25 protein-coding genes and 6 tRNA genes are annotated in these 26,642 nt (G+C 53.0%); 7 read left to right on the top strand and 24 right to left on the bottom strand.

Annotation, left to right across the window (positions count from 1 at the left end):
- Positions 1 to 30: 30 nt before the first annotated feature.
- Positions 31 to 708, bottom strand: a complete 678-nt coding sequence (gene ruvC / locus NXT00_RS01285; protein WP_259076588.1) for a crossover junction endodeoxyribonuclease RuvC — start codon at positions 706 to 708, stop codon at positions 31 to 33.
- 193 nt (positions 709 to 901) lie between these two features.
- Positions 902 to 1,657: a YebC/PmpR family DNA-binding transcriptional regulator gene (locus NXT00_RS01280; RefSeq protein ID WP_259076586.1), complete on the bottom strand. Its 756-nt coding sequence runs from the start codon at positions 1,655 to 1,657 to the stop codon at positions 902 to 904.
- A 295-nt stretch (positions 1,658 to 1,952) separates the two neighbouring features.
- On the opposite strand from NXT00_RS01280, the gene NXT00_RS01275 reads away from it, so the two are divergent.
- A complete protein-coding gene (locus tag NXT00_RS01275) occupies positions 1,953 to 3,194 on the top strand; it encodes a hypothetical protein (RefSeq protein ID WP_259076584.1) in 1,242 nt (413 codons plus the stop codon).
- On the opposite strand, the gene NXT00_RS01270 is transcribed toward NXT00_RS01275, so the two are convergent.
- The 16 genes from NXT00_RS01270 to NXT00_RS01195 all read right to left on the bottom strand — a co-directional run bounded on the left by NXT00_RS01270 (position 3,184) and on the right by NXT00_RS01195 (position 15,114).
- Positions 3,184 to 4,602: a deoxyribodipyrimidine photo-lyase gene (locus tag NXT00_RS01270; RefSeq protein WP_259076582.1), complete on the bottom strand. Its 1,419-nt coding sequence runs from the start codon at positions 4,600 to 4,602 to the stop codon at positions 3,184 to 3,186. The genes NXT00_RS01275 and NXT00_RS01270 overlap by 11 nt on opposite strands.
- Positions 4,603 to 4,633: 31 nt before the next feature.
- Positions 4,634 to 5,098 (bottom strand): hypothetical protein, encoded by a 465-nt coding sequence (locus NXT00_RS01265; protein WP_259076580.1) that lies wholly within the window; start codon positions 5,096 to 5,098, stop codon positions 4,634 to 4,636.
- Positions 5,095 to 6,189: a glycosyltransferase family 4 protein gene (locus NXT00_RS01260; protein ID WP_259157755.1), complete on the bottom strand. Its 1,095-nt coding sequence runs from the start codon at positions 6,187 to 6,189 to the stop codon at positions 5,095 to 5,097. Before NXT00_RS01260 ends, NXT00_RS01265 begins: the two co-directional genes overlap by 4 nt.
- Positions 6,190 to 6,266: 77 nt before the next feature.
- Complete coding sequence (locus NXT00_RS01255; RefSeq protein ID WP_259076576.1) at positions 6,267 to 7,175, bottom strand: phosphatidylinositol mannoside acyltransferase; 909 nt, start codon at positions 7,173 to 7,175, stop codon at positions 6,267 to 6,269.
- A gap of 29 nt (positions 7,176 to 7,204) precedes the next feature.
- Positions 7,205 to 7,846, bottom strand: a complete 642-nt coding sequence (pgsA, locus tag NXT00_RS01250) for a phosphatidylinositol phosphate synthase (protein WP_259076574.1) — start codon at positions 7,844 to 7,846, stop codon at positions 7,205 to 7,207.
- Positions 7,839 to 8,441, bottom strand: a complete 603-nt coding sequence (locus NXT00_RS01245) for an HIT domain-containing protein (protein WP_259076572.1) — start codon at positions 8,439 to 8,441, stop codon at positions 7,839 to 7,841. Before NXT00_RS01245 ends, pgsA begins: the two co-directional genes overlap by 8 nt.
- Positions 8,442 to 8,619: 178 nt before the next feature.
- Entirely contained in the window at positions 8,620 to 10,689 is a 2,070-nt protein-coding gene (gene thrS, locus NXT00_RS01240; RefSeq protein ID WP_259157752.1) for a threonine--tRNA ligase, read from the bottom strand.
- Positions 10,690 to 10,923: 234 nt separating this feature from the next.
- Positions 10,924 to 12,186: a Dyp-type peroxidase gene (locus NXT00_RS01235; RefSeq protein ID WP_259157750.1), complete on the bottom strand. Its 1,263-nt coding sequence runs from the start codon at positions 12,184 to 12,186 to the stop codon at positions 10,924 to 10,926.
- 151 nt (positions 12,187 to 12,337) lie between these two features.
- The gene (locus NXT00_RS01230; protein ID WP_259157749.1) at positions 12,338 to 12,943 is read right to left on the bottom strand and encodes a copper chaperone PCu(A)C; all 606 of its coding nucleotides are present in this window, start codon (positions 12,941 to 12,943) and stop codon (positions 12,338 to 12,340) included.
- 57 nt (positions 12,944 to 13,000) lie between these two features.
- On the bottom strand, positions 13,001 to 13,609 hold the full coding sequence (locus NXT00_RS01225) for a copper resistance CopC family protein (protein ID WP_259076550.1): 609 nt from the start codon (positions 13,607 to 13,609) through the stop codon (positions 13,001 to 13,003).
- 951 nt (positions 13,610 to 14,560) lie between these two features.
- Positions 14,561 to 14,636: transfer RNA gene (locus NXT00_RS01220), tRNA-Gly, on the bottom strand.
- 17 nt (positions 14,637 to 14,653) lie between these two features.
- Positions 14,654 to 14,728: transfer RNA gene (locus NXT00_RS01215), tRNA-Val, on the bottom strand.
- A gap of 5 nt (positions 14,729 to 14,733) precedes the next feature.
- Positions 14,734 to 14,807: transfer RNA gene (locus NXT00_RS01210), tRNA-Cys, on the bottom strand.
- Between the two features lie 36 nt (positions 14,808 to 14,843).
- Positions 14,844 to 14,916, bottom strand: a tRNA-Gly gene (locus NXT00_RS01205).
- 29 nt (positions 14,917 to 14,945) lie between these two features.
- Positions 14,946 to 15,020 (bottom strand) — tRNA-Val (locus NXT00_RS01200).
- Between the two features lie 21 nt (positions 15,021 to 15,041).
- Positions 15,042 to 15,114 (bottom strand) — tRNA-Gly (locus tag NXT00_RS01195).
- A gap of 215 nt (positions 15,115 to 15,329) precedes the next feature.
- Between NXT00_RS01195 and NXT00_RS01190 the strand changes: the two genes are divergently transcribed.
- The 3 genes from NXT00_RS01190 to msrB all read left to right on the top strand — a co-directional run bounded on the left by NXT00_RS01190 (position 15,330) and on the right by msrB (position 17,853).
- Positions 15,330 to 16,106, top strand: coding sequence for a dihydrofolate reductase family protein (locus NXT00_RS01190; protein WP_259076548.1), 777 nt, complete (start codon positions 15,330 to 15,332; stop codon positions 16,104 to 16,106).
- Positions 16,107 to 16,145: 39 nt separating this feature from the next.
- Complete coding sequence (locus NXT00_RS01185) at positions 16,146 to 17,381, top strand: glycosyltransferase family 87 protein (protein ID WP_259076547.1); 1,236 nt, start codon at positions 16,146 to 16,148, stop codon at positions 17,379 to 17,381.
- 64 nt (positions 17,382 to 17,445) lie between these two features.
- Positions 17,446 to 17,853: a peptide-methionine (R)-S-oxide reductase MsrB gene (msrB, locus tag NXT00_RS01180; RefSeq protein ID WP_259076539.1), complete on the top strand. Its 408-nt coding sequence runs from the start codon at positions 17,446 to 17,448 to the stop codon at positions 17,851 to 17,853.
- A 43-nt stretch (positions 17,854 to 17,896) separates the two neighbouring features.
- Here msrB and hemQ read toward each other — a convergent pair whose 3' ends face one another.
- On the bottom strand, positions 17,897 to 18,601 hold the full coding sequence (gene hemQ / locus NXT00_RS01175; RefSeq protein WP_259076536.1) for a hydrogen peroxide-dependent heme synthase: 705 nt from the start codon (positions 18,599 to 18,601) through the stop codon (positions 17,897 to 17,899).
- A 222-nt stretch (positions 18,602 to 18,823) separates the two neighbouring features.
- Here hemQ and NXT00_RS01170 point away from each other — a divergent pair, with 222 nt between their 5' ends.
- Both NXT00_RS01170 and NXT00_RS01165 read left to right on the top strand, forming a co-directional pair.
- Entirely contained in the window at positions 18,824 to 19,438 is a 615-nt protein-coding gene (locus NXT00_RS01170; protein ID WP_259157748.1) for a DUF3000 domain-containing protein, read from the top strand.
- A 6-nt stretch (positions 19,439 to 19,444) separates the two neighbouring features.
- Positions 19,445 to 20,692 carry an HRDC domain-containing protein gene (locus NXT00_RS01165; RefSeq protein ID WP_259076533.1) on the top strand — a complete coding sequence of 416 codons (1,248 nt, stop codon included), beginning with the start codon at positions 19,445 to 19,447 and terminating at the stop codon, positions 20,690 to 20,692.
- Here NXT00_RS01165 and dxs read toward each other — a convergent pair.
- From dxs to dut, 5 genes are all read right to left on the bottom strand, one after another.
- Positions 20,642 to 22,567 (bottom strand): 1-deoxy-D-xylulose-5-phosphate synthase, encoded by a 1,926-nt coding sequence (dxs, locus tag NXT00_RS01160; protein WP_259076532.1) that lies wholly within the window; start codon positions 22,565 to 22,567, stop codon positions 20,642 to 20,644. The genes NXT00_RS01165 and dxs overlap by 51 nt on opposite strands.
- Positions 22,568 to 22,741: 174 nt before the next feature.
- A complete protein-coding gene (locus NXT00_RS01155) occupies positions 22,742 to 23,986 on the bottom strand; it encodes a class I SAM-dependent RNA methyltransferase (protein WP_259076530.1) in 1,245 nt (414 codons plus the stop codon).
- 29 nt (positions 23,987 to 24,015) lie between these two features.
- Complete coding sequence (locus tag NXT00_RS01150; protein WP_396124688.1) at positions 24,016 to 24,648, bottom strand: DUF3159 domain-containing protein; 633 nt, start codon at positions 24,646 to 24,648, stop codon at positions 24,016 to 24,018.
- 16 nt (positions 24,649 to 24,664) lie between these two features.
- Positions 24,665 to 25,375 (bottom strand): DUF3710 domain-containing protein, encoded by a 711-nt coding sequence (locus NXT00_RS01145; protein WP_259076528.1) that lies wholly within the window; start codon positions 25,373 to 25,375, stop codon positions 24,665 to 24,667.
- 115 nt (positions 25,376 to 25,490) lie between these two features.
- The gene (dut, locus tag NXT00_RS01140) at positions 25,491 to 25,949 is read right to left on the bottom strand and encodes a dUTP diphosphatase (protein ID WP_259076526.1); all 459 of its coding nucleotides are present in this window, start codon (positions 25,947 to 25,949) and stop codon (positions 25,491 to 25,493) included.
- Positions 25,950 to 26,082: 133 nt separating this feature from the next.
- Between dut and NXT00_RS01135 the strand changes: the two genes are divergently transcribed.
- Positions 26,083 to 26,613, top strand: coding sequence for a DUF3093 domain-containing protein (locus NXT00_RS01135; RefSeq protein WP_259076524.1), 531 nt, complete (start codon positions 26,083 to 26,085; stop codon positions 26,611 to 26,613).
- The last annotated feature ends 29 nt before the right edge of the window (positions 26,614 to 26,642 follow it).

Raw genomic sequence — 26,642 nt, 5'->3', positions numbered from 1 at the left:
TCCATTTTGTCTTGATTCATTAACCATAGTCTAGCGGCGCCATGCCCCTCGCGGTCGTGTCTGTTGCTGTATTAGGGACCGCAGTTCCGCGTCGGACGGTGCAATATCAGCGGCGCGCTGGAGTGCTTGCTGCTTTGCTTTTCCGAGGACGCCGTTGTGGTGCCGCATGAGTGACTGGGCTCGGACTTGATTCTCCTGTTGCGCTAAGATCATCGGGGCCCGCCAGCAGTGACACACAGCAAGAGCTAAAGCATCGGCGGCGTCGGCGGGTTTCGGAGCCTCATTCAAACCGAGGATACGCGTGATCATCGCTGTCATTTGCTTCTTATCGGCGCGACCATTACCAGAGATAGCTTTTTTCACTTCTGACGGAGTGTACAAATAACAACTCAAATCGCGTTGGGCAGCAGCAAGCATAAGGACGCCCACGCCGTGAGCGGTGTTCATCACTGTTGATACATTGCCACGTTCGAAGATGCGCTCGATAGCTACCACGTCAGGCCGATACTCATCCATCCACTCGTTGACGGCCTTGCTCAACTCCAACAAACGCTTCTCTATCGCGGCATCGACGGGAGTTCTAACCACACCCACCGCCACGGGGATAACACTGCGACCACGGCCGGCTTGCACCACCGAAAGGCCACATCGCGTTAATCCGGGGTCGATGCCCATTATGCGCAACCCCTCGATGGACTTGACAGACATCCGCACCTCTCCCCTGAGCTTCTTTTGTTGAGCCTTTTATCGAGCCATTTATCGAGTCTCAGAATCTTTTGATATGAGAATTCAGAGTAACACAATCTATCACACAGATGTTCGATCACCCTTCGCTCAGCATCCGCCTCGCAGATATAGAAAATCCCCGGTGCTCGTTTCGCAGCACCGAGGAATCTTCGTGTTATTCAGCGTGAAGGGCAGCGATGACCTCGTCACTGAGGCTCATATTCGTATAGACGTTTTGAACATCGTCAGAATCCTCTAAAGCGTCGATCAGCTTCATAATTTTCTTGGCGTCGTTAAGCTCCAACGGAACTTCGACGGAAGCACGGAAATCGGAATCGGAATCTTCAACCTCAATTCCGGCTTCTTGAAGAGCTTCACGTACTGCCGTTGATTCACTAGGGGCACTTAGAATCTCGAAGTTGTCGCCTACCGCGTTAACTTCTTCGGCCCCGGCATCGAGGACCGCCATCAAGATATCGTCCTCGTCCAGTTCACCGCGCTCAACGAGTACGACTCCCTTACGGGTGAAAAGGTAGGAGACGGAACCGGATTCGGCCATATTGCCGCCGTGTTTGGTCATCGCATTACGCACCTCGGAAGCCGCGCGATTGCGATTGTCGGTCAAACACTCGATGAGAACGGCCACACCATTCGGGCCGTAGCCCTCGTACATTATGGTTTGCCAGTCGGCTCCGCCAGCCTCTTCGCCGGACCCACGTTTCCTGGCGCGTTCGATATTATCGTTAGGAACCGAGGCCTTTTTAGCCTTGCGGATCATATCGTCGAGGGTTGGGTTGGCGGAGGGATCACCGCCGCCGGTGCGTGCTGCGACTTCGATATTTTTGATTAATTTGGCAAACTCCTTACCACGTTTGGCATCGTTTGCTGCCTTTTTGTGTTTAGTCGTTGCCCATTTAGAGTGGCCTGACATTGGCTACCTTTCCTCCTCTACACCGCTACAGCCTGTCTTGAAGGTGTAGCGAGCTACGAGTTACGTATATGTTCAGCTCTGTTGTATATAGCTATATTTAGCTCTTTGACCTAACAAAGCTCCAATTATACGGTAAAAGCGCTCCCGATCGGTACTTCTCCTGCTTGAATTGGACACCGTCACCCTCAATGAGAACACCCTGATCCCGTCGATATACGTTGAGATATTCTATACCCAGAAACACTGGTTTAGAATTCTTCTGACATCCCTTCATTGCTCGGAAAAGGACATATTGATGCCCAAGATCACTCGCACCATCAGTATCCACTTCGCTTTGTGGTCGTTGTGGCTATGCGGCCGTGGCATCATGCTGTTAATGCGACCCTTCTGGGTAGATTCAGACGCTGATATTCATTACTATTTTGCCAGCCTCACGGACCCAGCCTCTTCAGGAACTGCCGAATATCCACCCGTAGGAATATGGCCCGCTGAGGTCACATTATGGCTCGCTGGAGAAGATCCGGAGAGATTTCTCCTCACATTTATTGCGCTCATTCTACTGTGCGACGCTGCTTTTCATGGGGCGCTCATATACGGCAGTCGCGGGCTTGGTACTAAAGATCGGGTCTTTGCCAGCGTATTTTGGTCCTTATTTGCGCCCCTTCTTGGTGCGGTCTACCTTTACCGTCTCGACCTCTACCCCGCTGCTGGGGTTGGAATCGCGGCACTATTTCTTTTCTCCTATCCTGCTCTGACCGCGGTCTTTATCGGATGGGCTACCATGGTTAAATTGTGGCCAGGTCTTCTAGCGGTGGCTTCTGTTCGAGGATATAGAAATACGCGCACATATATCGATATCGGTGTCGGCGCGATCACCTTAACCGTGCTCACCATCGCTGTTTTACTACGCTCTGGAGTCTGGCGTTTGCTAACCCCTTTGACGTATCAGGGTGAACGTGGGCTTCAAATCGAGTCGGTCGTTGCTACCCCGCTGCTATTTCGAGCAGCTCAGCCAGGATCGGATGAGTACGAACTTTTTTATGCAGCTTCTAAAAGTTTCGAAATTACTGGCCCCGCCGTAAGCCTAGCCCTATCGATAGCATCAGCGCTCATGCTTCTCACATTTTTGATGGCACTAACCTTTGCGCTTGTAGTATTCCGCTATGACCTGTGGAACCCACAGTTGGCGCTGAGTTTTATGGTTTCTGCAACGTCGATGTTGTTGGTGGCTAACAAAGTATTTAGTCCTCAGTATATAACATGGCTTGGCCCAATGGTCGCGGTAGCGGTGGTCTTCTGCCACCGCAAACTCGTAAGTGCTATTGCATTATTGACTTTGGCATTAGCAGGGCTGAGTCATTGTATTTATCCCTTCCATTACGCTGACCTTTTCTCCTCGGATAATCCTTTGGCCATAGGCTTGGTGGCTATCTACCTAAGAAACAGTTTGGTGGTAGCCCTCATGCTCATCAGCATGGCGTGGACGATCGTAGAGCTGCGAGCTGCCTATGCACACCGACGGGTGCCTACTCTTTAATCTCGTCATACGCGTGCAAAGCAGCGGTGCGGGAAGCCTTCACATCAACAACCGGCTCCGGGTAGATGGGGGTGTGGAGCTCTGGAACCCACGATGAGCAGTAATGGTAATCTGCGTCGAAGCGCTGCTGCTGTGTGATGGGATTGAAGATACGGAAATATGGGGCCGCATCGTCGCCGCAGCCAGCTACCCACTGCCAATTGAAGGTATTGGAGGCTAGGTCAGCGTCCACCAAACTGTCCCAGAACCACTCCTCACCCATTATCCAGTGGGTTCCAAGGTTTTTAGTGAGCAGGGAGCCGACAACCATGCGAACCCGATTGTGCATCGTGCCCGTTCGCATCAGTTCCCGCATCCCGGCATCGACCAATGGGATTCCAGTCTCACCACGGGCCCAAGCGGTAAATTCTGCCATTTTATTATCGGGCGCGATTTTCCTTTGATGAATGTCATCGATGCGGTAGCTTTCTTTCCACCATGGGAAGACAGCAAATTTTTCCCTCAAGGGAGTATCTATCATCTGAGGGTTCTCATAGAGTCGGTGCCAGGCAAAGTCTCGCCATAGTAACTCTTTGCGAAAAACGTGAGCATCAGCGCTATCTCCAACAAGTTCGAAGAGCCGGCGTATGCTAATTTCACCGAATCGTAAGTGAGGGGCGAGCCCACTGGTCGCCTTGACCGCAGGAAAGTCCCTGCCCTTGTGGTAGTTAGTTGGTGTACCAAATTTCTCCACCACCTCCCAGGCACCCTGTTCGCCGGGTTTGAAGGGAAATTCTTTAGCCCAATTGGGTTCCCCGCGATCTGCTGGCAGGAGTCTCAACTGGGCGATTTCCACCATACTGGCCTCAAGATCGGCACCGGCCCCATCGAGTTGCTCGATGAAGGAATTATCGGAAAGAACATCGGCTAGATCAACGGAAGACTGCGCGTGCAGAACCTCAAACGAGCGCTTGGAAAATGGGGTGTACACCCGATACGCCTCACCCTGTAGGGTCCGCACCTGCCAAGGTTCAAGTAGAAGGTGTCCGGGGTAACTGTGGGCTTCAATTCCACTCTCATGCACCATGCTCTTGATATGGGCGTCCATCTCACACCACGGCTGGTAGTACCTGCGAGACCAGGCTACGCTCTGTGCCCCTAAATCATGAGCTAGCTGTGGAATGAGCTTACGCGGGTCACCTAAGGCGATCTGAAGTCGGATATTGTAATCAGCTAGCTGCGTGGCCAAGGAGACGAGACTGTGGTGCAACCACCACTGAGAGGCTCGGCCAAGGGGGCGAGTCGATGAGGAGGTATCAAGAATATAGAGGGCATGAATCCGACTGTGGCCAGCCAGCGATTCCAATGCCTTATTGTCTTCGAGACGTAGATCGTCGCGGAACCACATGAGGGATATTTTCTCTGTCATCTTTTTCCTTCTTGGTTAAAAAGCGCCGACTCTAATCGGTCTCATCGTAAACGAGTTCGAAGTACTCGGGAAGTTTGGCAGTCCCGCCCAAGTGAAAAATACGCACCACTGGTTGTAGCCGCAGACTGCGGGTTGAGGTCACAGCGTCGTTATAGAATCGGTGCGCGATATGAACCCGTGCTTGAGCATCGACAATAGCGGGTTCGACGGTATGACCATCAGCTGATATTGCTCGTGCAATCTCTCGTTCCTTTTCACTTCGTCTCCTAAAGTTGCCTGGAACTAGTCCGATCGCCTCAGTGCCGGCAGTTAGGTCGCGGTACTCGGGTGCCAATGCCGCAAATACTGCTGCGCGGCGATCGAGTGCCGCCTCGAGAGCCGCGAGCGCCGCCTCAGTGCGAATATGAAGACGATGGAGACGCGCTGCGGTGGAATAAAGCGTGAATAAGAAGATCGCACCGATGACCGCACATATGACCGCAATGATGGTAGTCACTGACTCTCGACCGTCACTTTCGTACCGTCACAAACAGTCTCATATACCCGCATGATCTGATCAGCGATATTCTTCCATTCAAAATCAGTAGCACGACTACGTCCGGCCTGACGCAGCTTTTCTCTTTCGAGGGGGTTGGCAATGAGCTCTTTTAGGGCGTGATGCAGGGAGGCTGGGTCACCAGTTTTAAATAGTCGAGCAGCGGGTACGGCTGAGTGGGCATCTGAAACCGCGGCGAAAGCCTCGAGATCACTAGCTACTACCGCACATCCAGCCGCCATCGCTTCGACCAGCACAATCCCAAAGCTCTCCCCTCCAGTATTGGGGGCAACATAGATATCGGCCGCTCCCAAAATCCTTGCTTTATCCTCTTCGCTTACCCGCCCCGCAAAGCTCACACCTGGTTGGGGGCGCACAGAACCGTCTCCCATAACAGTAAGATGTGCGCATTCTTCGAGTCCTTGAAATGCCTCGAGGAGGATATCTAGCCCTTTACGCGGCTCATCTATCCGCCCTAGAAAGGCGATTTCGACCTTTTGAGAGCTAGTCTTGATCTCAGATCGCCGGAAAAATTCAGTATGAACTCCGTTAGGGATCAGAACGGGATCTCCCCCTAATTGTTCAACCTGCCAGCGTCTAGCCATTTCCGAAACTGCAATCCCACCCCGAATTTTTTCCAAGTGGGGCCTTAGTATCGGCTGAACCAAACGCAATAGCCGTGAATTGGCTGCTGAGGCATGATACGTGGCCACAATTGGTCCGTGTGCGATGGATAGACTGACAAGGGAGTAGCTCGGAGAGTTCGGCTCGTGGATATGGAGGACATCGAATTCCCCTTGTTCGATAAAATCTCGAGCGTGGGCGAATGTTTTCGGCCCAATACTCAACCGGGCCACCGAGCCGTTATATTTAATTGGAATGGATGGCCCACCAGGGTGCACGAAGTCAGGGAGGGTGTCTGGGCGGGTACTTGGCCCCAGAACAGCAACGTCATGACCTTGACGGCGGAAAACTTCAGCGAGATCCAGGATATGAGCCTGCACTCCCCCAAGATGATCAAAGGAATAAGGACACACGAATCCGATTCTCATATAATCCCTCCTCTCCACAGGCCGATATTACGATCCCACTCAGTCTAATAGCCCGTCAACTTCAGCAATGAAAAAGCTTAAGTGCCTCTTCGATCAGTTGGCCATACTGGCTGCAGGACATGCCAGTCTGCGGGGTGCTCTCGGATATTTTCTTCCATAATTACTGCCTGAGCTTGCAACATCTCCGCCAAGGTTGTGTGGGCTATCGGTTCGGAGATTTTTATTCCCCACCCGGGGTGAGCGGCGTTCCCCTCGAACCAATTAGCTACGACCAACAAATCGGCTCCGGTATCTAAGGCAAGTTTCACGGCACCAGTTGGCATCGTTGTTTCTTCGCCAAAAAATTGGACTTCTAACCCCCGCCCACCTAAGTCACGTTCTCCCAGCAGGCAGACCACCGTTCGAGATTCAAGATCGCGAGTAAGTTGGCCCATGGGAGATCGACCCAACTCATCTCGGTGAGGGTACACCGTAAAGCCCAGACTTTCCCGAAAAGTGAGGAAGGCTCGGTATAGGATCTCCGGCTTTAGGCGCTCAGCTACGGTACTAAAACCACCCGCTAGGTGCACAAGATAGAGGCCTGCGAGATCCCAATTTCCTGAGTGGGTCAGAACTAAAATTGTCCCGCGTTCTTCGGATAGGGATTTCAGCAGATGCTCTTTACCCTGGATATTCTGCTCAATTGCATCAATGACACTGGGGTCATGAGCAATAAGTGGCAACCGAAAGGCTTCTAACCAATAACGCATATAAGAACGCATTGAGTTTTTTACTAAATCTCTGGTGGTATTTTCAGGACCCACAACCCGCATGAGATTTCTGCGTAGCTGCTCCAAGCCGCGTCCATTTTTACTCGCACGATCTGCAAAGCACATAAATAACGGAGCTGCGATGCTTAAGGGCAACCACTTAACCACAGACCAGCCCGCAAGATAGGCATAGGTGGAGGCGAGACTAAGAAATTTCTTGGTTTTTATAGGAGTCATCGTGAGGCTCTTATTCTCATCAGTGGATCTTAAAGCTTCGCCCCGGTTGGTGGAGCAATGGGGTCAAGTGCTCGGGGATCCTTTTTGGCCATGGCTAGACGCTGAATAACAGTAAAGACGCTCCCGACTGCCAAAACCCAGAGAGCTATATCAATAGCCCATGGTACTCCTAGCCCAGTGAGTCCCAGCCCTAGCAAACCAATGATCAGGCGCTCTGCGCGCTCGATGAGCCCACCATCCATGGTCAAGCCACTAGCTTCTCCGCGTGCTTTTACATAGGAGATGACCTGTGAGGCAATAACCACAGTAAAGCTAGCCGCGATCAGGGAATGTGAAGCCTCGTAGCTAAAAATCAGCCACCACGTAATCGAGGCAAATAGCACTCCGTCGGTAATACGATCGCACGTGGCGTCGAGAGTGGCACCAAAAGCCGTGCCCGAGCCGCGCAGCCGTGCCATTGTGCCGTCAATGAGATCAAATGTTGTAAAAAGAGCCGACAGTACAGCTGCTAGAACAAGATGGCCTGTAGGTATCAAGGTCACGGCGATAATAATGGTAATGAATGCTCCGATAACGGTGACAGCATTTGGGGTCAGTCCGACCTGCAATAGCATTTTAGCCAGCGGTTCCGTGAGCACTGCCGCTGGCTTGCGTCCTCGTACGCTAAGCACCGTTCGCTCCAATATCGCTAGGATCTGACTGGGTGAGATCACGCCACCCTGCCGCCAGGAGGCTGCGAGTATCACGCAGCAGTTGCGGCAGTACTTTGGTTCCTTCGATGACTGTCATGAAATTAGCGTCGCCATTCCACCGAGGCACGATATGTAGATGCAGGTGTTCCCCTACGCTCCCACCTGCTGAGCGCCCTAGGTTAAATCCAACATTAATGGCGTCCGGTTGCGACACCTGCTTGAGAACCCGCACTGCCATCTGAGCGAATTGCATGAGTTCGGTCATCTCTGCAGCCGTGAGATCTTCGAGATTCGCTTTCTGCTCATAAGGGACGACCATCATGTGCCCGGCATTGTAGGGGTATAAGTTGAGCACGCAGTACACCAGCTCACCTCGGGCTACGATTAGACCGTCTTCATCGCTGAGCGCTGGGATGCGGATAAAAGGGTTATCACGCTGAGATGATTGGTCATCGTGAGCGCCTTTGTTCACAATATAGTTCATGCGATAGGGAGCCCATAAGCGGATAAGTCGATCTGGGATACCTACTCCAGTATCGACATAATTGGATTGACTATCGTCCACGCTACTCACTTCCCATATCGTGCTTCCCGAATCCTGCACAAGGGCCTACTCACCCTCGCTTCGGCGGTCGAGCTGTCGTTACCCTGTGCCATCACCATCCTATTCTAGATAACAATCAGCACGCACAGACACAGCGGCGGGCTAGCCCAGATCTTTCTGGATCTAGCACCGCCGCGTTCTCGGCTCATTAACGAGCCGCTAATTTTTCCTTAATAATTTCGGCAGATGGCTGGGAATTTTCTCGGCCAAAAATCCAGGCCTCGATGATCGCTACCGCGTCGCCAACGGGAACTCCGTTAACTTGACTACCATCTAGGAAACGGAAGGATACTGCCTGCGCTTCCACATCCCGCTCTCCGGCAAGTAACATAAACGGTGCCTTAGCCTGGGTGTGATTTCGGATCTTTTTCTGCATCCGGTCATCAGAGGTGTCTACGCTCGCACGGATTCCGCGGGCCTGAAGTTGCCCGCACACCATTTCAAGGTGATCTGAGAACGCCTCGGCTACGGGAATACCCACTACTTGGTGCGGAGCTAGCCATGCAGGAAAAGCACCTGCATAGTGCTCGAGAAGCACTCCGAAGAATCTTTCAATCGAACCAAAAAGTGCACGGTGAATCATAATAGGGCGCTTCTTGGACCCGTCGGAGGCAGTGTACTCCAGATCGAAACGTTCTGGCAGATTGAAATCTAGTTGTACCGTGGACATTTGCCACGTGCGCCCAATGGCATCGCGCGCCTGTACCGAGATCTTCGGGCCATAGAAAGCTGCACCTGCCGGGTCGGGTACCAATTCGAGGCCCGAATTGTCTGCGACTCGCTGCAAGATCGCGGTCGATTTCTCCCAAATTTCATCCGAACCCACAAATTTATTGGGGTCCTTGGTGGAAAGCTCAAGGTAGAAATCATCCAAGCCATAATCGCGGAGCAGAGAAATGATGAAATCTAAGACTGTGGTGAGCTCACGCTCGAGTTGGTCCTCGGTACAGTAGATATGCGCGTCATCCTGGGTGAACCCTCGAGCTCGTGTGAGCCCATGTACGACTCCTGATTTTTCGTAGCGGTACACGGTACCAAATTCGAAAAGGCGAAGCGGGAGTTCGCGGTAGGACCGACCTCTCGATGAAAAGATCAGATTGTGCATCGGGCAATTCATGGGCTTGGCATAATAATCCTGCGCCGGCTTAGTAACAGTGCCATCATCAGCACATTCGCCGTCGAGTTGCATAGGAGGGAACATCCCCTCCGCGTAGAAATCGAGATGCCCTGATTTCTGGAAAAGGTCACCCTTAGTAATATGCGGGGTATTAACGAAAGAATAGCCAGAAGCAATATGGCGACGGCGTGAATGCTCCTCCATTTCAAGGCGGACAATCCCGCCGTAGGGGTGGAAGACTGGGAATCCTGAACCAATCTCGTCGGGAAAGGAGAACAGATCAAGTTCCGCGCCCAGCCTGCGGTGATCGCGCTTTTCTGCTTCTTCTAACATATGCTGATATTCAGAGAGGATATCGGCGGATTCCCATGCGGTGCCATAGATTCGCTGGAGGCCGGCCTTGGTCTGGTCGCCGCGCCAGTACGCCGCCGACGAACGCGTCAGGGCGAATGCCGGAATGTACTTGGTGGTAGGGATATGCGGTCCGCGGCACAGATCGTACCATTCAACCTCGCCGCTGCGCGGATTCACATTGTAATATCCCGTTAGTTCCCCTGAACCAACTTCGGTTGCCTCATCAGAAGTAGGATCGACTGAACCTTTGTCCTGTATGAGCTCGAGCTTATAGGGCTCATCTCTCAGCGCTTCCTCTGCCTCAGCTTGCGTGGCATAAACGCGACGTTCAAAACGCTGCCCTGATTTAATAATCTTCTTCATGCGTTTTTCCAAACGCCTGAGATCGTCAGGAGTAAAAGGTTCGGCTACGTCGAAATCGTAGTAGAAACCGTTCTCGATAGCAGGGCCAATTCCGAGTTTTGTCCCAGGGAACTCCGCTTGAACAGCCTGCGCTAAAACGTGAGTGGCGGAGTGGCGGATCACCGCTCGTCCGTCCTCGGTATTAGCGGGAACAGGGGTCAACTCAACGTCTTGATCAGGGATATAGGAGAGATCCCGTAACTGGCCGGTGGCATCCTTAACGCACACAATCGCCTCTGGACCCTTATTGGGTAAGTCCAATTCCCGCATTGCAGCACCGGCGGCTACACCTTGGGGACAAAGAAAAGCGGCATGGGGATTTGCGGCAGCAGTAAGCTGTGCCATATGGGGTGTGCTCCTTTGAGCTCAGGCGCCCCCGTCAGACCTGGACGCGAGCGCAGAAGAATGGGATAAACCGCTACCGACACCATCACTACGAAGGATATGGTCAGACATACGCAGTACGAGGTTGGCAACTAGCAAGCTATTTTAACTGATGCTTGAATCCTTCGAAAATATCGCTTGAGGAGACCGACGAGCCGTTATGTCCGGACTGGGACTCTGATCCACTTCACGAACTTAGGTTTCCAGCAGTGATTGGCCCCAGAAGTGCTCTGGGCCATCCTCTGAAGTTCCAGGCGGTACAATAAACACAGCCGAGCCGATGTGGGTATTCCACTCATTCAACCGGTCGCCGGCATCGAGACGCTTCTGGATCTCAACAAACTGCCGGAGCGGATTCTGCTGGAAACACACAAAGACTAATCCCGAATCCGAGGTACGGGGCGAGCCAGGCTGCGGCGGATCGTCAAAGTTATACGCTCGGCGACGCAACCGTTGCTTTGGTTTATCCGCCGGCGGTGCGGCAAGCGCCATGTGGCTACGCGGGTCGATAACGGGTAATCCAAGCTCATCCGTGGCATCAAAATCTGCGTCGTCGTGCTCGCGCTCGCCTGTCAAGGGAGCGCCCGTGTCGAGGGCGCGACCAAGCGCGACTTCTCGAGAGGTGCGATCGAGGCGCTCCCAGTCATCGAGGTCCATACTGATGCGCCGAACGACCATGCAGCTGCCCCCGTGCGCCCAAGAAGGCGCATCTTGCTCGGAATCGATCCAAATATAGTCGTCATATTCATCCTTGCTATGAGGATTGACAGTGCCATCAATTTGACCGAATAGATTGCGGGGAGTTTCATCGGGTCTGAGAGCCCCATTGGCATTGAGGAAACCCTCTTGCACCCAGCTCACCTGAGCAAAATCGAGAGCTGCTAGTTGCATGCGTCGGCTAGCGAAAGCGAGGGTTAGGGGGTCATCGGAGCATATTTGCAGCACCATATCCGCCTCGCCCCACCGGGGGTCTAGAGCGTCGCGCTCGAAGGCAGGCAGCGGTCCCAACCACGATGGTCGCTGGTCCGCTGCACCGATGATATCGAAAAGTCTTGCTCCGAATCCGCAGGTAATGGTGAGATTAGCTGGCTTATTGATCATTTCGGGCTCAAGGGAGCCTAAAGGGGCCTGACCGCGACACAGTCGACGAGCATCTTCCGTCCACAGCTTCAACAAGCGGCGTACCGATTCGCGATCATTATTGGAAAAAAGTTGAAACGCGACGACTCGCAGCAAGGCCTGTGCAGGAGTTGCTATCCCTGCCTGGTGCGGACCGTCAAAAGGTACACGAGCGTTTTCTAGGAAGGGGTCCGCCTCGGTGTCAGCTGGCTGAGCTTCAGCTAGAGGAGTCGAGATTACCGAAACGGCGCCGACGGATGCCCCCGCGCCGAGGAGAAAATCCCTCCGGCTAAATCCACTCAAATTGCGTCCCGCGTTATGCGGACACCCCGTACTCATTATTGCATCACCTTAAAAATGTCGTTGTGCGGGCACTAGGACTCGCAGCCTTATGAAAAGCGTGTGAATGATCGAAAGTGGGAGGAGGAAATATCCCAAGAAATTCCCCGCTCCCACCATCACTATTTATCCCATACTCAATGCGATGGAATTATTTCTCCATCTTCTCCATCTTATCGTCATGGTCCATCTTGTCGTGGTCCATGTGGTCCATGGAATAGTCCTCGTCGCCAGCGGAGATAGTCCGTACTGGGATATCTTCAAATTCCAGCTCTGAACCGTCGGCTAGACGCAACTCGATATCGAGATCGTCACCGGCCAGCACCGGTTCCGTGAGACCCAAAATCATGAAGTGGTCATGACCAGGTTCGAGAACAGCAGTCTGACCTGCCGGGATCATTAGACCATCAAGCTTCTGCTGCATTTTTCCATCGACAACCTCGTGAATCTCGAACTTCGCGGCATCAATATCAGCACTGAAGCTGGTGATGTGGAGATCTTGATCAGAGTTATTGTGCAGCACACCGAAAATGGCGGTCATTCCACTGTCCACACCAGCAGCTTTAACGTAAGCATCGGAGAACGTCAGGGCTGGCGTATCTTCCAGGATTTCCTCTTCTGGGGAAATCGTGGTAGCGATGGGGTCCTCGATCAAAGGAGAGCCAGCCTCTTTATCGGAGCAGCCAACCAGGGCGAGCCCGGTGAGAGCAACAGCGGAAGCGGCGAGTCCAGCTCGACGTACGAATAAAGATTTCATAGGAATATATTCCTCCTGTAAGATTTGTTGAGATTAATTGGGTATTTCCCTCAGTGCTTAGCGGCCATTTTTAGGTTTGCCGCCTTTATTCCTCTGGCGTTGGCGGGCAATTGCTAGCGCCACAATAATAGCACTAAGCGCCACTACACCTAGCAGCCACAACCACCACTGCTGTGAGTCCGATGTAGTGTCTGCGGGATCGATTGCAGCTGATTCCGACGGGCGAGCAGCCGTTATTTCTGGAGTAGTCGAGGGTGCGCCAGAGGCGGTCCCTTGAACTGTGAACGTGGTTTTCCCGCGGGTTGAATGCCCATCGGAGGAAGTAATTTGGAAGCCTATGGTGTACGCCCCAGGCGGCAGAATAAGATCAGATGGCATATCAAGACTTACTAGTCGACCGTCTACCTCAGGTTCCCCGCTCGTAATAATGGTGCGGTTTTGGTCAGTCAAGGCCATAGAGTTGAATCCCTCTTTTGGCTCAGCAGAGAACTCGAGGACCAGCCGACGTGGGGTGCCGTCAATGACCTCCCCATCGGCTGGCGAACCACCGACTACCACATCATGTGCTTGCGCATGATGGATAAAGTCTGGGAACAAAGCTCCTACACTCATCGGTAATGCGCTGAGGCAGCCTATGGTGGCAACTTTTCGCACTAATACCTTCATATATCCTCATTCTCGTCTTGATATTCTATTTCGAAGCGTACTACGACTAGGGATTTTCTGCCTCCTTTAGCCCACCTAGCTATACCCGTGAGGACGGAGAGAGACATTGATCTCTCAATCCCTTTGGGTTACGCCTATTACCCCTCATTAGTTTGGTGCTGAGTTTAAAATACCCAGCCGGCCCTCGATATTGTCTTTAGATGATCCGGGAAATTCCTTGTGGGATCCACGCTGCATCACCTCAACGATCCATAATGCCTTGACTCATAGGAACTGAACGAAAGTATATTCCAGTTTCTAGTCTTCCTAGACTCCTTCCTCAAAGAGAACTTTGGCCACATTCGGCTGACCGTAGTTCAACGCTAACTTCTCCACACGCGCGCAGTTGGGACTTGACTATATGGGAGTAGAGATGAGGTTAGGAGAGGAAGAGTGGTGATCGTGCTCCTCCTTCGCTGCCGCCCGCCGGTGGACGGGGAATATGCCGAGCTTTGATTTGAAAATCAGCAGATCTCAAGCTCGTTGTCCTTTGTGAGGACATTCGTACAAACCGAGATATTCTCGTTGCGCAATCAGGGTTATGAGGATGAGGCTACGGACCCCTATGGAAGAGAGATAGTCAGTAAAAATGCCGCACCAAGCGCAGGGCTCCCACACATATAAGGGGTTCACCCGGTAAAAAAATTCGATGGGCGATTGGGGCATGCCGCAGACCTCTCACTCCAGTGATGTCAGTTCCGAAAGTCAAATATAGGGGTTGGCGCGGATTCGCAGATCACTGAGCACGACTCCTCCGACGTACCTGATGGCTTGTCCGCGGTACAGCGTTAATCTGATGGCACAGGCGATTTATCGCACTCTACTTATCAAGATACTTGTTGCTAAAAGAAAGCACCCAGCAGGGACAAATGCCTCGATTGTATTGGGCATAAGTATCAGCTGGGTGATGCATGGAGCGGATGACGAGACTCGAACTCGCGACCCTCACCTTGGCAAGGTGATGCGCTACCAACTGCGCTACATCCGCATGAGTTTGTCAAGGGTTGGTGCGCGATACTGGGATCGAACCAGTGACCTCTTCCGTGTGAAGGAAGCGCTCTCCCGCTGAGCTAAACGCGCAAAATTGGAGGTGGAAACGGGAATCGAACCCGTGTGCACGGTTTTGCAGACCGTTGCCTCACCACTCGGCCATTCCACCGTGGCATTCCTGCCTCGGAGCACTGAAGAGTGCCTGAGCGGATGACGAGACTCGAACTCGCGACCCTCACCTTGGCAAGGTGATGCGCTACCAACTGCGCTACATCCGCATATATTGTTTTAAAGAGCTTCTTTGCTCTGGTGCGCGATACTGGGATTGAACCAGTGACCTCTTCCGTGTCAGGGAAGCGCTCTCCCGCTGAGCTAATCGCGCATAGCTTTGTGTTCAAAGCTGAGCGGATGACGAGACTCGAACTCGCGACCCTCACCTTGGCAAGGTGATGCGCTACCAACTGCGCTACATCCGCAGACGACATTCCATGGTAGGGATTTTGTCGTGCGGATGAAACTTTAATGCCTCATTGCATCTGAACGCAAATCCACGAGCCAAAACCCCATTGAGCTGGAGCTGAGCAGATTTCGCAGATTTTTTAGGCCCTAGGAAGTCAGATGGCGGTGATGCCGCGCACCGAACCCGCTAAATCCCAAACCTGTCACTTCGTTATTATTAGACTCATTAGTCATGAGCGCTCCGGTTGTTTACCCTGTAATTTTGCCCGCTGGCGACACTCCACCACCTGATTTCCTCACCCACCAGGTGGGTCTCAGCACTGTGAGATTTGATTTTGGTACTCGGCTGATAGGGATCACAAGCATTAATGGGTCATCGACTCTTGCAGGCACCAGTGGGGGGTTGGGCAATGCTGTAGATCAAGCTTTATTACTGTATATGCGAGCTCTTTCCGACGTCGTTTTCGTGGGCGCGCAAACGATTCGTAGCGAAAAATACGGCCCCATAGTGGAAAATCTTCAAAGTCAACGTATTCGCCGCACATTTGGGCGCGATCTACCGCCTCGGATTGCTACTCTTACAGCAACACTGGATTTTTCTGGTGCAGCGGAATTTTTTGCTGGCACGCCCCCACTGATTTTCACTACCTTTAAAGCTGCGAGAAGATATCCAGAGCGCCTAGCATTCGTGAAGAATCAAGGAGCTGAGGTGATTTTTGGCGCCAATCTCAGCCCGCGCTACTGCGTTGGTTGGCTACGACGAGCTGGAATGACGAATATTTGCGTGGAAGGTGGAACGCGTGTCATCACCGATCTGATGTCAGCGGATCTGGTTGATCACCTTCATCTCACTTTGAGCCCGTGCATCATTGATAGCTCGAATCTTCGCCTATTTGGGAACCACATCGACGACGCGCGTCACTTTCAACTCCATTCTCTCGCGGCGACCGATGATGGAACCGTTTTCCTCCACTACGAACGATCGAAACGATATATGGTTGAAGATTGAAGAATTTTAGACTCCGTTCGAAGGTAGGGTGGGACTGCAGTGGCATTAGCTATCCAGCAAAAACTTGATTCCTTGTGGGTGCGCCGCGCGCCTCAGCATGCTCGTGACCACCACCCAGCACCGCGCGGGACTTCCATGGACTCTATTGGCAATGCGTGCCTATGGCCGTTGGCTCTCTTGCTCGTGGTTCACCGGTTATTCTTCCTCGCCATCAACGGTTCGATCACCGACGATTATACGACCGTCTATACGGCGCTACGCCGCTTTATCGAGGGTGTCAACGTTTATAATGAAAATTACACATTCGTTGATCCGCATTATCTATACAACCCCGGCGCGACACTCATCCTAGCGCCTCTCGCCTTTCTTGAGCCCTTTGCTGCGGCGCGCTTTGCTTTCATTTGCTGTAACGCCGCCGCGATCATTGTGTCATTGGGGCTACTAACGCGCCTGAGCGGCTTTAAGCTTTCCTCTCTAGCCTTCCCCACCGCGATTAGCATCGCATTTATGACAGAAGCGGTGCAGAACACGCTTGTCTTTTCTAATATCAACGGAGTTTTACTGTTGATTTTCACCGGCTTTATTATTTGCCTGTGGTCGGAGCGCACGGTATGGGCAGGTATCCTCATCGGCTTTGCCATATTGATCAAGCCTATTTTCTTGCCCCTGCTTTTCTTGCCCGCTGTTCGCGGACAAATTTCGACAATCCTTGCTGGTTTAGGGGTACCGCTTATTCTCAATCTCGTTGCATGGCCTATTATCCCAGGCGCCAGTGACTATATCCGGCGCACTATCCCGTATTTGGGCGAGGTGCGCGATTACGCCAATGCATCATGGCAGGGATTCTCCGTCTACTTTGGTCTGCAGCCGTTTCTCGCCACGGGTGTGTGGGTTCTTTTCGCCTCGATAGTTGTTGTTGGTGTTATCTTCTTGCTGAGGATTCGACTCACCGATCCTCTCGTATGGATCACGACGACGTCTGCACTCATTCTCAGTGGGGTTTTTCTGCTGTCGTCGCTCGGTCAAATGTATTATTCGATGCTGCTTTTCCCTTTTGTTTTTACGGTATTCTCGCGAATGAGCGTGCTGCATTCGTGGGGTGCCTGGGCTGGTCTATACCTGGCACTAGCGCCGCTCGATTACGGATCAATCGTGAGTCCACAGCTGGGCTGGTGGCTCAATGTCTATCAAGCTACCGCCGGTTGGGCATTGCTTATCGTTGCTATATCCACCACGGCGGTACGGTGGACATTGATGGAGGGGAAGCAGCTCTAGACGCCCCTGGTGATCTTTGGTAGGTTTCTAGTATTAAGCACACCCAATTTAATAAGGAGATGCAATGACTGACTTTAGGAAACTTAGCGATTCCCAATGGCGCGAGCGCCTCAACTCCGAAGAATACCGAGTGCTACGCCAGGCTGGAACCGAAGCTCCACACACCGGACAGTATACTAATACAACAACATCGGGGATTTACTCCTGCCGGGCCTGTGGCACGGAGCTGTTTCGCTCCACGGAGAAATTCGACTCTCATTGCGGCTGGCCTTCTTTTTTCTCCCCGCTAGCTGGAGATCGGATCATTGAACGTGAAGACCGCTCACTAGGGCACGTCCGTACGGAAGTCATATGCGCACACTGCCACTCCCATTTGGGCCACGTTTTTTCGGGCGAGGGCTATGACACACCTACCGATCTGCGTTATTGCATCAACTCCGTATGCTTAACTCTGCAACCGGAGCAACCTTGAGCAATTGGCAGTAAAAAATCCCCGCCATATAGCGGGGTTTTTTCTATGGGAGAGCTTTAATTAGCTCGGCGAGATCTGTCACCCTCCGCCCTGTAAAGAAGGGTAGCTCCTCGCGAACATGCAGCCTAGCCTCCGTGTAGCGCATATCATGCATCAGATCAACGATACGATGAAGTTCCGGTGCCTCAAAGGCCAGCATCCACTCATAATCGCCAAGGGTAAAGGATGGGACGGTATTTGCCCGCACATCAGGATATCCCCGGGCTTGCCTGCCGTGTTCAGCAAGAATCCGACGGCGATCTTTAGCATCCATTACATACCAGTCGTAGGAACGAACGAAAGGGTAGACACAAATCCACGCACCTGGATCTTCGCCCATAATGAAACTAGGAAGATGGGATTTATTAAATTCACTAGGGCGGTGCAGGCCATTTCCGAACCAGACAGCTGTTGATTTTCGCCCCAGCTTAGTCTCACGCCTGAAGCTTGTGAGGGCTTTCTGAATATCTTCCCACTGCTCCGCATGCCACCAGATCATGAAGTCCGCCTCAGCCCGACAACCCGCAAGATCATAAAGACCCCGCACCGTGATCAAACCTGAGTTTGCCATCTTTGTAAAAAATTCTTGAGCATCAGCCGCAATCTCGGCCTCCCCTTCGTGTACCGCCAAAGGCTGCACCTTGAATACAGCAAATTGTGAGTACCGCTGAATGTTATTGAGCTCTTCGAAGTTTAGTTTCTCTGCCATCTAAAAGATCCTTTGCACTGCCGGCCGACTGGTTGGAGCGGGATATCTGCCCCGCACTTTAGAACTAAACCCATTATATCGACACTCATCCAAAAGATTGAACCCCAACTAGAATATAAGTATGGTTCTCATCACGCAGGCTGGCCTAATATCCGGCATCTTTCCGCCCATAGGCGGCGTGGCAACTCACAGAAGCTTAGATTTTTCGATACCTTTTGATTCGTGACCGAAAATCCCAAATCTCCACTCCCCAAAGAGTCTGGCTCAGACGAGGCCATACCGGAGAACTTCTCGCGCGCCGTGGAGTCCATGCACCAGGCTCAGCTACGCCCAGAAATCTCTCTCGGCACCATTCGCCCACCACAGCGGCTTGCACCTTTTTCCCATGCCATTGGCTTGGAGGTCATTCATGATGATCAACCGCTGACAACACACAGCGACGATGACGCATTCGGTCGGCTGATCCTGCTTCATGACCCACACGCTGAGGATACTTGGGATGGTGATATGCGCTTAGTTGCGTATATCCAGGCCGATATGGATTCCCAAGTAGCAGCTGACCCTCTTCTTCCGGAGGTAGCGTGGCAGTGGTTAGCGGAGGCACTTGAAGGCGTTGGGTATACGAATTTAGGGGGAACAGTCACCTCCACCACATCTGTTCGCTTCGGGGAGATTGGTGGCCCACCATCGGCATACCAGCTCGAGATGCGAGCATCGTGGACCGCTAGCGAAAGCGATCTGAGCACTCACGTCGCAGCCTTTGCGGAAATCTTAGCTCATGTCGCTGGTCTGCCACCCGAGGGTGTGCGCGAATTAGATTCAGTGAACTCTAAGTAGAAGAATATGTCCAGAATCTTGGGTGTCCCACGCGAAGGAACCCCCTCCGTGGCCACAGGCGCCCGCGAAATAGCCGCTGCGGTCAGTGTCTTGGAATTCGGCTACGGCCCTTTTGCCATCGATACTGAACGGGCCGCAGGTTTTCGCTATGACGACCGAGTCTTTCTGCTCCAGGTTCGCCGCGAGGGGGCTGGAACAGTGTTGTTCGACGTCGAAAGTGATCGCGCAGCCACTTCAACATATCTGGAACCAATCCTTAATGGCGCCGATTGGATTCTCCATGCAGCAATATCGGACCTACCCAGCCTAGCGGCCCTTGGCCTGCATCCAGGGAGACTTTTCGATACCGAAATAGCTGGACGGCTTTTAGGCTACGACAAGGTCAACCTTGCAGCTATGGTTCAGCATTACTTTGATCGGGAGCTGCTCAAGGGCCACGGAGCCGAAGACTGGTCTAGGCGGCCCCTTCCTCAGGAGTGGATTAACTATGCCGCTCTCGATGTGGAGTTGCTCATCGAATTAGCTCGCCTTATGGCCAAAGATCTCAAGGATGCAGGAAAAATCACTTGGATAGAACAGGAATGCCAGTTCGTTCAGACTCGCTTTGCCCACTACCAAGCCCCATCAAGACTGTGGACCGACACCAAAGGCCTTAACTCTCTGAAAACCCCCCAAAAATTAGCTGTTGCCCGCGCCCTATGGCAGGAGCGTGAACGAGAGGGTTCGATGGAAGATCTGGCCCCGTCTGCAATTTTGCCGGATCGGGTTTTGGTGGCTCTAGCATCGTCCATGCCGACTCATGCCTCTAAAGTTCTCCGCACCAAGGGCTACCCTCACCGGCTTCGCTCTCGGGCTACGACGTGGGCGAAAATTATTGCAGAGGCCAAGAGAACTGACTCAGCTCTATGGCCAGATCCGCTCGAACTTCCCCACAAAGTGCACACCACATCAGGCGGTGAGATCACCGTATTATCCAAACGTGCTATACAGCAGCACTACCCTGCAGTCTACGAAGAACTGGAGTGGGTAAATAGTCAGCTGGCCAAAAGAGCAGCTGAGTTAGCTGTGCCGCAAGAGAATATCATCACTCCAGCCGATAGCCGCGCTCTGGTGTGGGCGATTGCCCACGAGGGTCTCGTCAGCAGCGAACGGGAACTGCAGAGCTACCTAAAGGATGTTGGGGTACGCCCTTGGCAGGCGGGACTAGTATTCCGGATTTTCAGCCGTCTCATCAATAGGGCACGACGCCACTAAGGTTTCAATCCATCCCTGCAACGACGCTGTAATGCCGCGAGCATCCAAACCTACCTCCGCAAGTAATTCATTGCGGCTGGCATGTTCCGGAAAGATTTCAGGGAAAGCTAACTGCCGAATCGGGGTATCGATATCGCTTGCTGCTAGAGATTCCGCGATCATCGATCCGATGCCACCATGGATAACGCCGTCCTCAATGGTAACGACGAGATCATGGTCGAGTGCCATTTCGAGAATGGAGGGGGCGACGGGCACCACCCAACAGGGATCAATCACCGTAAAGTCCACTGGTATATGTGTGCAAGCCTCAACCGCCGAGAGGGCCGGCTCAGCCATAGGACCCACCGCAATGACAAGTATCTTCTTCTCTGCGTCTCGAGCCGAGCTATAGAGGACTTCCACACCATCTGCACGTTTTTCCAGGGCCGGAAAGACTGGGGGCAGTGCCCCTTTTGGAAAGCGCACAACGCTGGGCCCTTGAATCTCTATTGCCTCATCGAAAAGCTCACGTAATTTTAGCCCATCTCGCGGGGCGGCCACGTGGATACCCGGGACTATGCCAGTAATCGCAAAATCCCAAACGCCGTTGTGGCTTGCTCCGTCGCTCCCGGTGACGCCAGCGCGGTCGAGAACCAGGGTAACGGGCTGTTTTAAAAGAGCTACGTCCATGAGGAGTTGATCAAAAGCCCGATTGAGAAATGTCGCGTATACCGCAACCACGGGGTGTAAACCCCCCAGCGCCAAGCCGGCTGCTGAGGTCAAGGCGTGCTGTTCGGCGATGCCAACATCAAAAAAACGTGCGGGAAAGCGCTGCTGAAAGGGCACCAGTCCGGTAGGGCCCGCCATCGCTGCTGTAATGGCAACGATATCATCGCGGCGTCCCCCGGCCGCTACCAACGCCTTACTGAAAATCGCCGTCCAACCAGGAGAATCTTTGGAGACAGGTAGTCCAGAAACAGGATCAATAGCGCCGGTGGAGTGCATGAGTTCCGCTGCGTCATTTTCAGCAGGTGGATAGCCGCGACCTTTTTCTGTAACGACGTGAACGATAAGAGGACCTTCGAAATCACGAGCATAGTTGAGAACATCTTCGAGAGCTTCGGAATCGTGGCCATTGACAGGACCAACATATTTTATTCCCAGCTCATTGAACATCTCTGTGGGTATGACTGTGGATTTGAGCCCCTCCTTAAACGCATGGAGTGCATCAAAAGTTCGCTCCCCCACCCAGCCGAGACGCTTAAGGGTATATTTGCCGTGCTCCATCACTCTGTCATACGTAGGGAGAGTGCGTAGCTTTTTTAGATTCTCCGCGAAACCACCGATTGTGGGCGAGTAACTGCGCCCATTGTCGTTGACAACGATTACGACTTTGCGTTTTTTGGAGGCGGCAATATTATTGAGCGCCTCCCAGCACATGCCACCTGTTAAAGCGCCGTCTCCTACTACTGCGACGACACAGCGATCGGTTTCCCCTTTGATTTCAAAAGCCTTAGCCAGTCCGTCTGCATAGCTTAAAGAAGCAGAGGCGTGAGACGACTCAACCCAGTCGTGCGGAGATTCTTTCCGAGACGTATAGCCAGATAGTCCACCCTTTTGCCGAAGAGTATCAAATTGGTTCATGCGCCCCGTCAGCATTTTATGCACGTAAGACTGGTGGCTGGTGTCGAAAATGATTGGATCTTTAGGCGAATCAAAGACTCGGTGCAGTGCGATGGTGAGTTCCACAACGCCTAAGTTCGGCCCCAAGTGGCCTCCGGTGGCGGCTACTTTCTCAACTAAGAATTCTCGTATTTCCTCAGATAGCTGCGCCAAATCTTCAGGCTTGAGCCTCTTGACATCAGCGGGGTGTGTAAGTGTTGCGAGAATACTCATGGGCGAAAGAGAAACCTTTGTCCTTTCTCATACTGATCGAAAATCGGTCCTCTCCGATCAGATTTGGAGGGAGTCCACAGGGTCACTGTTTTTCCCACGCACTAATAGTTATTGTCCATCATATCGGCTGAGCGTCTCAGACGGCTAATACTCATTCTACCCCGTAACTTAAGCCTAAGAGCGCAGGAAGAGGCCCATGCTTTCCAGATGATGGGTGCCAGGGAAAGCGTCAATCATCACGCACTCAGAGAAAATATACCCCTGATCGACAAATCGTCGCACATCTCTCGCAAAGGTCGCAGGGTCACAACCGATATGAATAACGATATCCGGTTGAGCAGCAGCAATACCCTCGATAACCCCTGACGCAGCCCCGGTACGAGGCGGGTCGAGGACTACGATATCCGGGTTTGGCAACTCTCCCAGGGCAGCCTCAACGGAATTAGTAATAAAGGTTATCCCCCTATCGAAAGCCTTTCGCCCCGCGCGCGCTGATCCCGGAGATGTTTCCACCGAGTAAATTGTGGCTTGGGGGTTTGACCCTTCCCGAATGGCTGGAACGAGCGCCCCCACTCCCCCATAGAGGTCCCAAGCTAGCAACTCGTGAGACTTAGGACCGTAGTTTTTCAACCACGAGGTAATCTGCTGCGAATACGTTTCGAGGGCAGCCACATGAGCTTGCCAGAATGCTGTTGCTGGGATCTTAAAAGTATATCCAGCGACTTTTTGGATAGCGTGATCGCTGCCTTCTATGACCTTTGTGATGGTTTCACTCCGCTGCCCGCGAGGCGCTTTGGAGATCTCGACGATATGACGGTTATGATCGTCGTCCATGACCACGATCACCTCTGCATGAGGGGTAAAACGACGCGCCTCTTCTCCCACCACTGAATCAAGCAGTCCTGGCACTGCTTGAGCACACGGGGCCGCAGATATAACGTCATTCGACCGGAGAGCCCGCATTCCCGCGCGTCCTTGGTCGTCAACACCCAATCGCATGCGGGTCCGCCACCCCTGATAAGGATTGAGTGCCAGTTGCTGGATGTCGGGCAGATTTTCTAGTCCACCGAGGCGGGTGAGTTGGTCTCGCAAGATGGTGGTCTTTAAGCCCACGGCGCTTTTGGGTTCAAGGTCTCCAAAGTCGCAACAGCCGGCGCCTAGAGCAGCTGCGGGACACCGTTGTTCGACCCTCGCGGGTGCTGGTTCGAGGACATCGATGAGTAGCGCTCTGGCAAAGTTCCGCTTCACCTTAGTGACCTCAGCTAGGACAGTATCACCTGGGTAGGAGCTTTGGACAAAGATCACTCGGCCGTCGAAGATGGCGATACCCTCCCCACCGTGGGCCACTCGCGAGATCTTGAGCTCGAGTCGCTGCCCCGTGGACAGTTTTGGTTCAGTGGATCTGGGGTAAAAGTTCATGACAATAACCTAGTTTTCGTCGTTGTTGGTTAATCCGCAGGCGTGGTTTTGAGGGCCGCGGTGGCTTTGCGCACCATGACTACGGTAAATACCATGACGAGTGCGGACAGTGGCCACCCCATCAGCAGACGCGCTATGGCCAGGGAATTGGTGGCATCGGAATTATAGAAAAAGTTTTGAACATAAAAGCGCACGGCAAAAACCACAGCCCACCCCGCGGTGGCCCAGGTATAAGCCCTAACTGCCTGCGGGTTTTTTTGCCACGCCATGCCGTCCCCGTTGATCCCTTTCCATATCACTCCGACCAAGGGCCATCGCACAATAATGGATACAATGAAGATCGCTGCATACAAGGCCGATATCCAAATTCCGAAAAGGAAGTAGCCTTTCGCGGACCCGGTATACCAAGCGATGCCGGCCGCAATAGCCACGCCAAAAAAGCCGGAAATGGCGGGCTGGAGATTCTCTTTACGCACAAGGCGCCACACTAGGATTGCCACGGCCACTAGAAGTGCTGCTGCGATACCAGAATGCAGCCCCCATCTATTGTTGACGGGCACAAAGGTGATCACAGGTACACTCGATGCGACTAGACCCCCGAGGCCGCCCATTTGGTCTATAAGATTGGGTTTTGTCTCAGAATTAGATTGGTGATCGTTCACAGATAGTCTCCTGGACTTAATTCAAAGACACGGAGTTATTGGGGAAACCTCGACCGTTGTTCTGCTGGGAGCGGCGTTGCATCTCCTGGGCGACCTGTTCAGCCAAAGGCTGCGGAAGAGCTACCGGCAAAGAGGTACCAGGAAGAATCGGATCGTTGCCACGGTAGACGAAAGTACGCGCCGCTATCTCGCGGCCCAAGGCTGCCATATCATCGGCTTTATCGAGCGGGGCCGCCAAGGTCATACGTAGCATCCAGCGAGGGCCATCAACGCCGATGACACGGATGGTTCCGCCCTGTTGCGGGGCTGCCCCCACAATTTCCGGTCCCCAGGGGCCCATTTCTTCGCTCACACTGAGACCTTGTTTGCTCATGTCCGCGGTGATTTCTGCGCGAGCCTCATCCCAGTGTCCTCCAGAACGAGGGGCGGCAAAGGCAACCGGTGTGCAACGACCATATTCAGTGAGGACATGGAGCATCGTAGGACCGTTGGGTCCCATCTCAACCTGCACCTCGGAACCTATAGGGAGCGGCACCTGTAGGGAACCTAGATTGAGGATGCCTTGGGCAAAGTCTCCAAACTCGAACTCATCGATATCGACCGAGTCGCCGTCGAAAGGCCCCATGCCCCCATTAACGGCGTCATGAGCTGGGTGAGCTTCGAGCGGCTCTGTCTCGGACTTGTGGGGGGCACTACTATTATCTTTTGAGAACGGCCAGAGTGACATGTCCAGATACCTCTTTATCATTATATTTACGTCATGTGGCGCCAGCTAGAACGCCTGATTAAATCTCAGCGCCTTAGAGCCATTATCTCTCAGCGTTGAGAACACCTATCCCAGCCTAACGTAGACCAGTTGATCCGTGCCCCCCGACTCCGCGCTCGGTGTCATCGAGTTCAGCAACCGCTACGAAATCAAAGAGTTCCACTTTTTGTACGAGGAGCTGAGCTATGCGCTCTCCACGCTTTATTACGATAGGTTCACGGGGATCGAGATTGATGAGACACACCTTAAGCTCCCCACGATAACCAGCATCGATAGTGCCCGGAGCGTTGACAATTGACAGTCCTTTTTTCAATGCCAAACCCGAACGCGGATGCACGAGGCCGACGGATCCTACAGGCAGGGCGATAGCGATCCCAGTAGGGACGAGAGAGCGCTCACCCGGCTCCAGGGTTAAATCGATGGTGGAGTACAAGTCCACGCCTGCGTCGTCACGGTGGGCCCGCCTCGGAACAGGAAGGCCCGGATCGAGCAATTTCAGGGCGACTGTTTTCACTGGCTCGGTATAGGTATGCACAGAGTAATTCCTTTGTTGAGACTTAAATATTCGCAAGACTTCTCGCGTTATCTCCTGCAAGCAGGATAGCCTAAGACCTAGCGCTCAGCCTAGCGACCAACTCCTTGGCTTTTTCCCGAAGATCGCCGCTACAATGAATACCGTGAGTGACAGTGAAAAGAAAACAGCGTCGAAGCCGGCCATTCTCTACTCCGAGCGCCAGTGGGTGCCGTGGTATTGGTGGCTGATGGCAACCTTCGTAGTTTCGCTTATTTCCGCGCAACTGGGTCTCAACAGAAGTCTAGTGTGGACTGTGGTGTCAGCGGTTTCCTTAGGCGCTCTTGCAGTCTGGCTCCTGCTTAGCATGTCGAGTACTCGGGTGCGAGTGGAACGAGATCCCGACGGCACCCGATGGCTGGTCACTGGCCAAGCAAACCTCCCCCATACTGTAGTGTCCCGCAGCCTAGCTGTTCCAGCAACCGCTAAACGTAATGCGATGGGACGACAGCTCGACCCTGCAGCCTTCGTGGTCTCCCATGGGTGGGTCCCAGAAATGGTGATGCTTGTTCTTGACGATCCCGAAGACCCCACCCCTTATTGGCTTGTGGCAACCCGCGATCCTGAGAAACTATTGCGGGCCTATCTACCCGATCAAGCCGATAAAGCGACACAGTCCCTGAACTAGGAGGTGCGGACGCTACTTTTCTAAGTAGC

Origin of the sequence: Corynebacterium sp. ES2715-CONJ3 (genome assembly GCF_024814365.1) — a bacterium.
Classification (GTDB): Bacteria; Actinomycetota; Actinomycetes; order Mycobacteriales; family Mycobacteriaceae; genus Corynebacterium.
This window is presented reverse-complemented; position numbering and strand designations above follow the sequence as displayed.

What these genes read in the sequence shown, in the direction of transcription:
- NXT00_RS01145 (WP_259076528.1), bottom strand. Translation starts at nt 25,375, where the DNA reads ATGTCACTCTGGCCGTTCTCAAAAGATAATAGTAGTGCCCCCCACAAG.
- NXT00_RS01255 (WP_259076576.1), bottom strand. Translation starts at nt 7,175, where the DNA reads ATGACTCCTATAAAAACCAAGAAATTTCTTAGTCTCGCCTCCACCTAT.
- msrB (WP_259076539.1), top strand. Translation starts at nt 17,446, where the DNA reads ATGACTGACTTTAGGAAACTTAGCGATTCCCAATGGCGCGAGCGCCTC.
- NXT00_RS01155 (WP_259076530.1), bottom strand. Translation starts at nt 23,986, where the DNA reads ATGAACTTTTACCCCAGATCCACTGAACCAAAACTGTCCACGGGGCAG.
- dxs (WP_259076532.1), bottom strand. Translation starts at nt 22,567, where the DNA reads ATGAGTATTCTCGCAACACTTACACACCCCGCTGATGTCAAGAGGCTC.
- NXT00_RS01165 (WP_259076533.1), top strand. Translation starts at nt 19,445, where the DNA reads ATGTCCAGAATCTTGGGTGTCCCACGCGAAGGAACCCCCTCCGTGGCC.
- ruvC (WP_259076588.1), bottom strand. Translation starts at nt 708, where the DNA reads ATGTCTGTCAAGTCCATCGAGGGGTTGCGCATAATGGGCATCGACCCC.
- NXT00_RS01225 (WP_259076550.1), bottom strand. Translation starts at nt 13,609, where the DNA reads ATGAAGGTATTAGTGCGAAAAGTTGCCACCATAGGCTGCCTCAGCGCA.
- NXT00_RS01190 (WP_259076548.1), top strand. Translation starts at nt 15,330, where the DNA reads ATGAGCGCTCCGGTTGTTTACCCTGTAATTTTGCCCGCTGGCGACACT.
- NXT00_RS01270 (WP_259076582.1), bottom strand. Translation starts at nt 4,602, where the DNA reads ATGACAGAGAAAATATCCCTCATGTGGTTCCGCGACGATCTACGTCTC.
- NXT00_RS01235 (WP_259157750.1), bottom strand. Translation starts at nt 12,186, where the DNA reads ATGAGTACGGGGTGTCCGCATAACGCGGGACGCAATTTGAGTGGATTT.
- NXT00_RS01135 (WP_259076524.1), top strand. Translation starts at nt 26,083, where the DNA reads ATGAATACCGTGAGTGACAGTGAAAAGAAAACAGCGTCGAAGCCGGCC.
- NXT00_RS01275 (WP_259076584.1), top strand. Translation starts at nt 1,953, where the DNA reads ATGCCCAAGATCACTCGCACCATCAGTATCCACTTCGCTTTGTGGTCG.
- NXT00_RS01260 (WP_259157755.1), bottom strand. Translation starts at nt 6,189, where the DNA reads ATGAGAATCGGATTCGTGTGTCCTTATTCCTTTGATCATCTTGGGGGA.
- thrS (WP_259157752.1), bottom strand. Translation starts at nt 10,689, where the DNA reads ATGGCACAGCTTACTGCTGCCGCAAATCCCCATGCCGCTTTTCTTTGT.
- hemQ (WP_259076536.1), bottom strand. Translation starts at nt 18,601, where the DNA reads ATGGCAGAGAAACTAAACTTCGAAGAGCTCAATAACATTCAGCGGTAC.
- NXT00_RS01230 (WP_259157749.1), bottom strand. Translation starts at nt 12,943, where the DNA reads ATGAAATCTTTATTCGTACGTCGAGCTGGACTCGCCGCTTCCGCTGTT.
- NXT00_RS01280 (WP_259076586.1), bottom strand. Translation starts at nt 1,657, where the DNA reads ATGTCAGGCCACTCTAAATGGGCAACGACTAAACACAAAAAGGCAGCA.